We start from the raw sequence: 10,573 nt of genomic DNA on the forward strand, positions 1-10,573 counted from the left end.
GTGATGATGAGGCAGAGGAAATAAAACGACTCGCCGCTGGCCAGCTTCCAGCCGAACATGTCGGGCACCTTGATGTGGATGCCGGCATTGCCGCCGGTGACGCTTTCCCAGCGTGCAAACACTTCTTCAACAATGAAACCAAAAGACAGCGTGGCCATACCGAGGTAAATGCCCTTCACGCGCAGCGCGGGCAGGCCCACGACCAGGCCTACCGCGGCCGACAAGCCGGCGGCGCAAACCAGTGCGATGGGAAAGGGCAGGCCTGCATTGGTCATCACCGCCTGCGTGTAAGCGCCGACGCCCAGAAAGGCCGCGTGCCCCAAAGAGAAGAGGCCGGTGAAACCCGCCAGCAACATCAGGCCCAGCCCGGCGATGGCGTAGATCATCACGAAGGTGAGTTGTGCGAGCCAGTACTCGGGAAACAGCCAGGGCGCGGCGAGCAACAACAGCATCAGCGCGCCATACCAGAACACATGGCCGGTGTGCTTCGCAAGCTTGATGTCTTGCCCGTAATCGGTTTTGAAAATAAAACGCATGACGGGTCAGACCTTTTTTCTCAGCTTTTCGCCGAACAGGCCGCTGGGCTTGACCATCAGCATGATGAGCACCACCACATAGGCAGCAATGTCCTTGAAGCCGTCGGGCAGATAAAAGCCCGAGAACGATTCGACCAGGCCGATGACAAGGCCGCCCACAATTGCGCCTGGCAGGCTGCCGAAACCGCCTACCACCGCGGCCGGGAAAGCCTTGAGCCCGATAAAACCCATGTTGGCGTGCACAAAGGTGATGGGTGCGAGCAAGAGGCCGGCAATCGCGGCGACGGCCGAGGCCAGCGCCCACACGAGGCCGTTAAGGCGTTTCACGGGGATGCCCATGTAGTACGCGGCCAGCTGGTTTTGCGACGACGCCTGCATGGCGATGCCCAGCTTGCTGTACTTGAACATCGCAAACAAGACGAGGCACAGCGCTGCGGTAGTGACGATGATGGCAACCTGCTCGACATTGATGACCAGCGCGCCCAGGCTCCATATCTGGTCTTTGTAGGGCACGGGCAGCACATAGGTTTCGGTGCCTATGCCGGGGATCATGGTGATGAGGCCGCGCGCCGTGTAGCCGACACCTATGGTCAGCATCACGATGGAAAACGCGGGCTGGCCGAGGATGGGGCGTATCACGAGGCGCTCCAGCACCATGCCGAAGAGCGCCATGCCCGCAATCGCGCTGATCACCGCCAACCAGAAGGGAAACCCCAGCAAGGTCATGCAGGCCAGGCCTCCGAAAGCGCCCAGCATCATCAGTTCGCCCTGCGCGAAGCTGACCGTCTCGGTGGCCTTGTAAATCAGTACAAAGCCCAGCGCGATAAGGCCGTAGATACAGCCCTGGGCGACGCCGCTGATGAGCAACTGCAGGAATTGCACGAAGCAGTCTCCCCTTTGATGAACTTTGGTTATAGCTGTCGCTTAAAGGTCTGTCGCTAGGGGTTGTTCCGAATACGTGTCGCATACGCGATCAAGCGTAATCCCTTACATGAGAGGAAATGTTCGTATAGGCGCAGGCTTGGGTTTCTACGGTGACGCATGGGAGCCTGTGGCCGCGAGCATCGAGCGCGGTGGTGTGCACTACATCGCRAGYGACCAYCTSGCCGAGCTGACGCTGGCCATCCTGCAAAAAGACCGGCAGCGCGACCCTGCACTGGGCTATGCACGGGATGTGGTCCCCATGCTGATGAAGCTGTGGCCGCTGATGCAGGCGCGCAGCGTAAAGTTCATCTGCAACGCGGGTGGACTCAATCCTGCGGGCGCGGCTGCTGCATTGCGTGCAGCGTTTGCGGCCAAAGGCTGGAAGGCGCGCATCGCGGTGGTCACGGGTGATGAAGTCCTGCCGCAGCTGGGGGCGATCGCACCGCCGCACATGTTCAACGGCCAGGGCTTTGAGTCCGTGCGCGAGCGCATGGTGTTTGCCAATGCCTATCTGGGCGCGCGGCCCATCGTGTCGGCGTTGCAGCAAAGCGCCGATATTGTGGTGACAGGGCGCGTCGCCGATGCGGCGCTGTTCCTGGCGCCGCTTGTGCATGAATTCAACTGGAAGCTGGAGGACGCAGAGGCGCAAGTGGATCTCGACCGGCTGGCGCAGGGTCTCGCGGTGGGGCACTTGCTCGAATGCTCGGGCCAGGGCAGCGGCGGCAACTTTGGCAGCCAGCAGGCGTGGAAGGCCATTCCCGATCTCGCCCATATCGGCTATCCCATCGCCGAGGTCAGTGAAGACGGCACGGCGCTGATCACCAAGGCACCGGACACGGGCGGCCGCATCAATTTCGATACGGTGCGCCAGCAGCTGCTGTATGAGGTGCATGACCCGGGACACTATGCCTCGCCCGATGTGGTGATGGATTTATCGGCGGTGCGTCTGGAAGACCTGGGCAACGATGCCGTCCGCATGAYGGGCGTGCGCGGCCACACGCGGCCCGCGCAGCTCAAGGTGGTGGGCGGGTTTCGCGACGGCTACAAGGCCGAGGTCACCTGGGGCTTTAGCTGGCCTGATGCCTACGACAAGGCAGTGGCAGCCGTGGAGATGGTGAAAGTCCAGCTGAGGGACAAGCGCCTGGCACATGACGAACTCTTTGTCGAATTCCCGGGGCTCAACTCGGCACATGGCCCACTGGCGCCACTGCCTGCGCCTGCAGTGCTGGCGGAGCTCAACGAGGTCTGGGTTCGTATGGCGATCAGGACGCAGGACAAAGCGGTTGCTGAAGGTTTTGGCCGGCTCTTTCCGTGGATGGCTTTGAGCGGGCCGGCCTATACCTGCGGCTTTCACGGCCTGAACAACAGTAGCGAGTTGTTGGGCATCTGGCCTGCGCTGATTGACCGGCAAGCGGTTGAGGCGGCGGTGCGTGTGGAGGTGTTGCAGTCATGAGGGTGCAATTGGTGAAGCTCGCGCATGCGCGCAGCGGCGACAAGGCCGACTGGGTGGACTTTGGCCTCTTTGCCTGGAACGAAACGGGTTACCGGCTCATCGAGCGCGAGGTGACGGCCGAACGCGTGCAGGCGCACTTTGCGCCCTGGCTGCCGGGCGCGGTGCAATGCTGGCGCTTGCCCAATATCCTGGCCCTCAAGCTGGTATTGCAAGGCGCGCTGCAAGGCGGCGGCGCGCGCAACCTGCGCCTGGACAACCTGGGCAAGGCCATGGCGGCAGCGCTGCTGCGCATGGAGATCGAAGTCAGCGAGGCGGAGCTTGAAGAAGCCCAGGCTGCCCCTCGCGTGGGCTGGTGGGGTGCCTGACGGGGATTGCGGGAAAATTTAAGCAAAAAAGGCCTGTAGGCCTTTTGTATCTGGCGCAAGCAGCTATCAAATAAATAGCATCCGGGTGGCAGGTGAAGGCACCTGGAACCCGGGCGTCAGGCTTTGGGAATCTTGCGGGGCTTGCCGAAATCGTCAATGGCCACGTAAGTCAGGCTGGCTTCGGTGACCTTGATGTAGCGGCCCTGGGCGCGAAAGCGCTCGGCATAGACCTCAACCTGGACCGTGATGGACGTGGTGCCGATACGGGTCACGCAGGAGAAAAACGACAGGATGTCGCCGACCCGCACGGGCTGCTTGAAAATGAACTGGTTGACGGCCACGGTCGCCATGCGCCCGTCCACGTGGCGGGCTGGCACCACCGAGCCGGCCAGGTCGACCTGCGCCATGACCCAGCCGCCGAAGATGTCGCCGTTGGCATTGCAGTCGGCCGGCATGGGAATGACCTTGAGCACCAGTTCCTTGTCGGTGGGCAACTGGACGTTCAGGGCGTCCTCGGCGTGAATGTCCGTATGGGTGCTTGATTCGGTAGACATAGGCACAATCTGAAAAAGTTATTACAACAACCTACACGATTGTCCCTCATGCGCTCCCGAGCTTCCGCTGTTGATTCTTCCCTGGCTGTGCCTGCCGCCGCGTCAGCGCCGGGCGCCGGCAAGGCGCTCGCGTTCCAGCGCTCGGACCTTGGCACCCTCAAACGCCTTTTCCCTTACCTGTGGGATTACAAATGGCGCGTGCTGGCGGCCCTGAGCTTCATGGTGGGCGCCAAGATGGCCAACGTGGGCGTGCCGCTCTTGCTGAAGAACCTGGTCGACGCCATGAACTTCAAGCCGGGCGACGCACAGGCGGTGCTGGTGGTGCCGGTGGCGCTGCTGCTGGCCTACGGCTTGCTGCGCCTGTCGACGACGCTTTTTACCGAACTGCGCGAACTGGTGTTTGCCAAAGCCACTGAAGGCGCGGCGCGGCGGATTTCGCTGGAAGTGTTCAGGCACCTGCATGCGCTCAGCCTGCGCTTTCACCTGGAGCGGCAAACCGGCGGCATGACGCGCGACATCGAGCGCGGCACGCGCGGCGTGCATTCGCTGATCTCGTACTCGCTCTACAGCATCATCCCGACGCTGATTGAAGTGACGCTGGTGCTGACGCTGCTGGCCGTCAAGTTCGACGTCTGGTTTGCCGGCATCACGGGCATCGCGCTCGTGTTCTACATTTTCTTCACTGTCACGGTGACAGAGTGGCGCACACAGTTTCGCAAGGCCATGAATGAGCTCGATTCGTCGGCCCACAGCCGCGCCATCGATTCGCTGCTGAACTACGAAACCGTCAAGTACTTCAACAACGAAGAGTTTGAAGCCGCACGCTACGACGAAAACCTGCAGCGCTACCGGCGTGCCGCCATCAAGAGCCAGAACACGCTGAGCCTGCTCAACACCGGGCAGCAGCTCATCATCGCCATCGGGCTGGTGGCCATGCTCTGGCGCGCGACCCAGGGGGTGGTGGACGGTCGCATGACCCTGGGCGACCTGGTGATGGTCAATGCCTTCATGATCCAGCTCTACATTCCGCTGGGTTTCCTGGGTGTGATTTACCGCGAGATCAAGCAAAGCCTGACCGACCTGGACAAGATGTTTGTGCTGATGGAGCGCGAGCGTGAAATCGCCGACGTGCCGGGCGCCCAGCCCATCGTCATAGACGGCACCCCGGCCGTGCGTTTTGAGAATGTGAACTTCGCCTACGACCCGGCGCGGCCCATCCTGCACAACGTGAGCTTTGAAATTCCGCCGGGCAAGACCGTCGCGGTGGTGGGCTCTTCGGGCGCCGGCAAGTCCACGCTGGCGCGCCTGCTCTACCGCTTTTACGATGTCCAGCAGGGCCGCATCACCATTGCCGGGCAGGACATCAAGCAGGTCACGCAGTCCAGCGTGCGCCAGTCCATCGGCATTGTGCCGCAGGACACCGTGCTGTTCAACGACACGGTGGAATACAACATCGCCTACGGCAAGCCGGGCGCCAGCCATGCCGAGGTCGAAGAAGCCGCGCGCGCGGCCCGCATCCATGGTTTTATTGCCTCGACGCCGCTGGGCTACCAGACCATGGTGGGTGAGCGCGGCCTGAAGCTGTCGGGCGGTGAAAAGCAGCGCGTGGCCATTGCCCGCACGCTGCTGAAAAACCCGCCGGTGGTGATTTTTGACGAAGCCACTTCGGCGCTGGATTCGGCCAACGAGCGCGCCATCCAGGCCGAGCTGCGCACCGCCGCGCAAAACAAGACCACGCTGGTGATTGCGCACCGGCTGTCTACCGTGGTGGACGCGCATGAGATCCTGGTGATGGACGCTGGGCGCATTGTGGAGCGCGGCACGCACGCGCAGCTGTTGGCGCTGGAAGGCGCGTATGCGCGGATGTGGGCGTTGCAGCAGAGTTCGGCAGAGGCGTAGGGATTGCGTGCCAAATCGCGCTCCAGCCCTTTATTGGTGAGCGCAAGCAGCTACTAAATAGATAGCAACGGGCGAACGGCTGCCGGCGGGAACGGATCAGCAGCATCATCCCGCGCGTCTTGCGACTCCCCGGCTATGGAATCCCCGTAGGTCAAACTTCTACACAGGCTCGCATAATTGGCCCATGGAAACCAAATGGCTGGAAGATTTTGTGAGCCTGGCTGAAACCCGCAGTTTCAGCCGCTCCGCCCAATTGCGTCATGTCACCCAGCCCGCGTTTTCACGGCGTATCCAGGCGCTGGAAGCCTGGGCCGGTACCGACCTGGTGGACCGCAGCTCCTATCCCACGCGGCTGACGCCGGCCGGAGAAACCCTGTACAGCCAGTCGCTGGAGATGCTGCAGGGCTTGCAGTCGACCCGCGCCATGCTGCGCGGCCACACCTCGGCCGGGCAGGATGTCATCGAGTTTGCGGTGCCGCACACATTGGCTTTCACCTTCTTTCCCGCCTGGGTCAGCAGCCTGCGCGAGAAGTTCGGCCCCATCAAGAGCCGGCTGATTGCCCTGAACGTGCACGATGCGGTACTGCGCCTTGTCGAGGGCAGTTGCGACCTGCTGATCGCCTATCACCACGACTCCCAGCCCTTCCAGCTGGATCCGGACCGCTATGAAATGGTGTCGCTGGGCCAGGAAGTGCTGGCACCTTTTGTCAGGGCCAATTCCGCGGGCGAGCCCGAGTTCAGCCTGCCGGGCCGCGCCGGCCAGCCCTTGCCTTATCTGGGCTATGCGCCGGGCGCCTACCTGGGCCGCATGGTCGACATGATCCTCAAGCAGTCCAGCACGGCCATCCACCTGGACCGGGTGTACGAAACCGACATGGCCGAGGGCCTCAAGGCCATGGCCCTGGAAGGCCACGGCATCGCGTTTTTGCCGCTCAGCGCCGTCAAGAAGGAATTACGGGCCAAAAAACTGGTCAGCGCTGGTGGCAACCTGGAAATGACCATGGACGTGCGCGTGTACCGTGAGCGGCCCACCTCCAAGGAGTCTGCCAAAACCCACGCCCAGGCATTGTGGACTTACCTGCAGGCACAAACCGGCGGCAAGGAAAAGGTGGGTGGCCGTAGCGCGGGGACACAGGCATCGCGCTAGCCGACCGGCCTTTGCCGAAGCGGGCTGGTGGCCTTGTGGGCAAATGCTGGCATCAGACTGACGACTAGTAGTAACCCTAGGGGGTTATAAGAAAAATGCATGGAAGATCGTCGAAACAGCATTGGTGTTTTGACACCTCCAAATTTACAGTTCGTGACGTTCAAATTTTGGTGCTTGCCCGTGCTTGTTGATTCATTTGCTGTCTGCGTTGCCTTCCTTACGGCCCTTTGTGCGGCATCGGTCTGCGCCAGGCACCGCGCCATTCGGGTGATCGCCCAGCCTGTGCGGCCACGAGTGCAGGCGGCCTGACGGTCCGCTGGCACAAAGACTGCTTACATCTGCCGTATAGTTCCGGACTTTTAATGCGTGCACCATTTTGGAAAACCCCAGAAATTGCTGTCAATGCTGCGGGTTTGCAAAACCATCAACCCTTTCACGCCGTCCGCTTTCCCCCATTTTTAGAGGCCGGGTAAACCTAGGCATGTCCCGGGAACCAACTCTCTAGAATAGTTCGCTAATCGTTTCATTCATTACAGGAGATTCCATGAAACTCAAGCTAGTCGCTCTGTCTGTTGCATTGCTCGCCACCGGCGGTGCGTTTGCCGACACCCTTTCCAAAGTCAAGGCTTCAGGCGTTGTGACCATGGGCGTGCGTGACTCCTCCGGTGCACTGTCCTATACCCTCGGTGACGGCAAATACACCGGCTACCACGTCGAAATCTGCCAGCGCATCCTGGCCGGCCTCGAAAAAGCCGCCGAGCGCAAGCTGGAAGTCAAATACCAGCCCGTGACCTCGCAAAACCGCATTCCCCTCGTGCAAAACGGCACAGTCGACATCGAGTGCGGCTCCACCACCAACAACGCGACCCGTCAAAAAGACGTGGCCTTCGTCGTGACCACCTTCGTCGAAGAAGTCCGCATCGCGGTGAAAGCCAGCTCCGGCATCACCTCCGTTGCCCAGCTCAGCGGCAAGACCGTGGCCACCACCACGGGTACCACTTCCGTGCAGACGCTGCGCAAGAACAAGCGCGCCACCGGCGTCGAGTTCAAGGAAATCTTCGGCAAGGACCACTCCGACAGCTTCCTGCTGCTCGAATCGGGCCGCGCCGATGCGTTCGTCATGGACGGTTCCATCCTGGCCGGCAACATCGCCACCGCCAAGAAGCCTTCGGACTTCAAGATCGTCGGTGAAGTGTTGAGCGTCGAGCCCATCGCCATCATGATCCGCAAGGATGACCCGCTGCTCAAGCGCCTGGCCGACGACACGGTCAAGAGCATGATCAAGTCGGGCGAGATGAACAAGCTGTGGACCAAATGGTTCCTGTCGCCGATTCCTCCGAAGAACACCAAGGTCGGCCTGGCACTGAGCGCCAGCACCAAGGCAGCCTGGGACAATCCGAACGACAAGCCCATGGAAGAGTACGCCCAGAAGTAATTCGGGTCAGGTAAATTGAAGAACCCCGCCTGACATCATGCTCTGGCGGGGTTTCTCGTTTACCGTGGCATGGAAAAACAACACAACAACCCTTTGCTGGAGCCGTGATGACTTGGGATTGGCAGGTATTTCTAAATGACGACGGTAGTGGCCGAACCTACTTGCAATGGATGTTTGACGCATGGGGCTGGACGCTGTCCGTCGCCGGTGCATCCTGGGTGATCGCCATGCTGTTTGGCGCACTGGTCGGCACGCTGCGCACCTTGCCCAACAGCCCGTGGCTTGTCCGCTTTGCCAATGCCTGGGTCGAGCTGTTTCGCAACGTTCCCTTGCTGGTCCAGATTTTCATCTGGTACTTTGTGGTTCCCAAAATTTTCCCCGCCATGAAGGAGCTGCCCAGCTTCATCCTGGTGGTGTTCGCTCTCGGATTTTTCACCTCGGCGCGTATTGCCGAGCAGGTCAGGGCCGGCGTGCAGGCCTTGCCGCGCGGCCAGCGCTATGCCGGCATGGCCATGGGCTTTACCACCGTGCAGACGTACCGCTACGTGATCCTGCCCATGGCTTTTCGCATCATCATTCCGCCGCTCACCAGCGAATCGATGAACCTCTTGAAAAATTCCTCCGTGGCTTTCGCGGTGTCGATCGCCGAGCTCACCATGTTCGCCATGCAGGCGCAGGAAGAAACTTCGCGCGGCATTGAGATCTACCTGGCGGTGACGGCCCTTTATGCAATCTCTGCCTTCGCGGTCAACCGGGTCATGGCCTTTGTTGAGAAGAAGGTCCAGATCCCCGGCTTCGTTGTAGCCGGCTCAACGGGCGGAGGGCACTGACATGCTTGGACTCGACATGAGCTTCCTGAACTGGGAGATGATTTCCCAGTTCGTCGTCAAGGGCTTTATTTTCAGCATCGAGCTGACCGTCATCGCCACCATAGGCGGCATTATTTTTGGCACCGTGCTCGCGCTGATGCGCCTGTCGGGCAAAAAATTCCTGACGGTTCCTGCGACCATCTACGTCAACGGCATGCGTTCCGTTCCGCTGGTCATGGTGATCCTCTGGTTCTTCCTGCTGGTGCCTGCGTCGTTCTACACGACCTTCGGCGCCTGGGGGGCCAACTACCGTGCCGAGATTTCGGCCATCATCACCTTCGTGGCCTTCGAGGCCGCGTACTTCAGCGAAATCATGCGTGCGGGCATCCAGTCGATCTCGCGCGGGCAGGTCAATGCGGGCCGTGCCCTGGGCATGACCTACGCGCAAAACATGAAGCTGATCATCCTGCCGCAGGCTTTCCGCAACATGGTGCCCATCCTGCTGACCCAGACCATCATCCTGTTCCAGGATACTTCGCTGGTTTACGCCATCGGCGCCTACGACCTGCTCAAGGGCTTCAGCACCGCCGGCAAGATCTTCGGCCGCCCCGAAGAGGCCTACCTGCTGGCCGCCGTGGTTTATTTCGTGATCTGCTTCGGGCTGTCCTTCATGGTCAAACGCCTGAACAGCAGAATCGCCATCATTCGCTGAAGCAGCCGCTCTCAAGGCAAGCGAACCTCATAGAACACTGGAGAAGAAGATGATTGAGTTGAAAGAAGTTTCCAAATGGTACGGTGAAGTGCAGGTTCTGAACAACTGCACCACCAGCATCAAGAAGGGTGAAGTTGTTGTGGTCTGCGGCCCGTCGGGTTCGGGCAAGTCAACACTCATCAAGACCATCAACGCGCTGGAGCCTTTCCAGAAGGGCCAGATCTTTGTCGACGGCAAAGCCGTGCATGACCCCAAGACGGACTTGCCCAAGCTGCGCAGCCGCGTTGGCATGGTGTTCCAGAATTTCGAGCTATTTCCACACCTGAGCGTGACCGAAAACCTGACGCTGGCGCAGGTCAAGGTACTGGGCCGCAAGCCCGATGAAGCCAAGAAGCACGGCTTGAAATACCTGGACCGCGTGGGCCTGATGGCGCACAAGGACAAGTTTCCCGGCCAGCTCTCCGGTGGCCAGCAGCAGCGTGTGGCGATCGCCCGGGCGCTCAGCATGGACCCGATCGCCATGCTGTTTGACGAACCCACTTCCGCGCTGGACCCGGAAATGGTCGGCGAGGTGCTGGACTGCATGATGGGCCTGGCCGTCGAGGGCATGACCATGATGGTGGTGACCCACGAAATGGGCTTTGCCAAAAAAGTGGGCAGCCGCGTGATTTTCATGGATGTCGGCGGCAAGATTCTGGAAGACTGCTCGAAGGACGAGTTTTTCAGCCACCCGGAAAAC

11 protein-coding genes are annotated in these 10,573 nt (G+C 60.7%); 8 read left to right on the top strand and 3 right to left on the bottom strand.

What is annotated here, in order from left to right; all coding sequences use genetic code 11:
* On the bottom strand, window positions 1–536 hold a 536-nt coding region (locus tag AC1D1P_RS06385; RefSeq protein WP_477672437.1), incomplete at its 3' end, for a branched-chain amino acid ABC transporter permease.
* Window positions 537–542: 6 nt separating this feature from the next.
* Entirely contained in the window at window positions 543–1,418 is an 876-nt protein-coding gene (locus tag AC1D1P_RS06390) for a branched-chain amino acid ABC transporter permease (RefSeq protein WP_477668427.1), read from the bottom strand.
* A gap of 109 nt (window positions 1,419–1,527) precedes the next feature.
* On the opposite strand from AC1D1P_RS06390, the gene AC1D1P_RS06395 reads away from it, so the two are divergent.
* Both AC1D1P_RS06395 and AC1D1P_RS06400 read left to right on the top strand, forming a co-directional pair.
* Window positions 1,528–2,913, top strand: a complete 1,386-nt coding sequence (locus AC1D1P_RS06395) for an acyclic terpene utilization AtuA family protein (RefSeq protein WP_477672438.1) — start codon at window positions 1,528–1,530, stop codon at window positions 2,911–2,913.
* The gene (locus AC1D1P_RS06400) at window positions 2,910–3,278 is read left to right on the top strand and encodes an AtuA-related protein (RefSeq protein ID WP_477672439.1); all 369 of its coding nucleotides are present in this window, start codon (window positions 2,910–2,912) and stop codon (window positions 3,276–3,278) included. The genes AC1D1P_RS06395 and AC1D1P_RS06400 overlap by 4 nt, the downstream gene beginning before the upstream one ends.
* A gap of 116 nt (window positions 3,279–3,394) precedes the next feature.
* On the opposite strand, the gene AC1D1P_RS06405 is transcribed toward AC1D1P_RS06400, so the two are convergent.
* Window positions 3,395–3,832, bottom strand: coding sequence for an acyl-CoA thioesterase (locus tag AC1D1P_RS06405; protein WP_457281131.1), 438 nt, complete (start codon window positions 3,830–3,832; stop codon window positions 3,395–3,397).
* Window positions 3,833–3,880: 48 nt separating this feature from the next.
* Between AC1D1P_RS06405 and AC1D1P_RS06410 the strand changes: the two genes are divergently transcribed.
* The 6 genes from AC1D1P_RS06410 to AC1D1P_RS06435 all read left to right on the top strand — a co-directional run.
* Window positions 3,881–5,731, top strand: a complete 1,851-nt coding sequence (locus AC1D1P_RS06410; protein WP_477668424.1) for an ABCB family ABC transporter ATP-binding protein/permease — start codon at window positions 3,881–3,883, stop codon at window positions 5,729–5,731.
* 184 nt (window positions 5,732–5,915) lie between these two features.
* Entirely contained in the window at window positions 5,916–6,878 is a 963-nt protein-coding gene (locus AC1D1P_RS06415; protein ID WP_477668423.1) for a LysR substrate-binding domain-containing protein, read from the top strand.
* Window positions 6,879–7,422: 544 nt separating this feature from the next.
* Window positions 7,423–8,313, top strand: coding sequence for a transporter substrate-binding domain-containing protein (locus tag AC1D1P_RS06420; protein ID WP_477672440.1), 891 nt, complete (start codon window positions 7,423–7,425; stop codon window positions 8,311–8,313).
* Window positions 8,314–8,420: 107 nt separating this feature from the next.
* A complete protein-coding gene (locus tag AC1D1P_RS06425; protein WP_457281127.1) occupies window positions 8,421–9,143 on the top strand; it encodes an amino acid ABC transporter permease in 723 nt (240 codons plus the stop codon).
* A gap of 1 nt (window position 9,144) precedes the next feature.
* A complete protein-coding gene (locus AC1D1P_RS06430) occupies window positions 9,145–9,834 on the top strand; it encodes an amino acid ABC transporter permease (protein ID WP_477672441.1) in 690 nt (229 codons plus the stop codon).
* A gap of 49 nt (window positions 9,835–9,883) precedes the next feature.
* Window positions 9,884–10,573: amino acid ABC transporter ATP-binding protein (locus tag AC1D1P_RS06435; protein WP_477672442.1), on the top strand; the 690-nt coding region annotated here is incomplete at its 3' end.

Source organism: Polaromonas sp. P1_E1_2, assembly GCF_056406035.1.

Excerpts from the sequence above, each read along its gene's own strand:
- AC1D1P_RS06400 (WP_477672439.1), top strand. The coding sequence starts at position 2,910 with ATGAGGGTGCAATTGGTGAAGCTCGCGCATGCGCGCAGCGGCGACAAG.
- AC1D1P_RS06405 (WP_457281131.1), bottom strand. The coding sequence starts at position 3,832 with ATGTCTACCGAATCAAGCACCCATACGGACATTCACGCCGAGGACGCC.
- AC1D1P_RS06410 (WP_477668424.1), top strand. The coding sequence starts at position 3,881 with ATGCGCTCCCGAGCTTCCGCTGTTGATTCTTCCCTGGCTGTGCCTGCC.
- AC1D1P_RS06415 (WP_477668423.1), top strand. The coding sequence starts at position 5,916 with ATGGAAACCAAATGGCTGGAAGATTTTGTGAGCCTGGCTGAAACCCGC.
- AC1D1P_RS06420 (WP_477672440.1), top strand. The coding sequence starts at position 7,423 with ATGAAACTCAAGCTAGTCGCTCTGTCTGTTGCATTGCTCGCCACCGGC.
- AC1D1P_RS06425 (WP_457281127.1), top strand. The coding sequence starts at position 8,421 with ATGACTTGGGATTGGCAGGTATTTCTAAATGACGACGGTAGTGGCCGA.
- AC1D1P_RS06430 (WP_477672441.1), top strand. The coding sequence starts at position 9,145 with ATGCTTGGACTCGACATGAGCTTCCTGAACTGGGAGATGATTTCCCAG.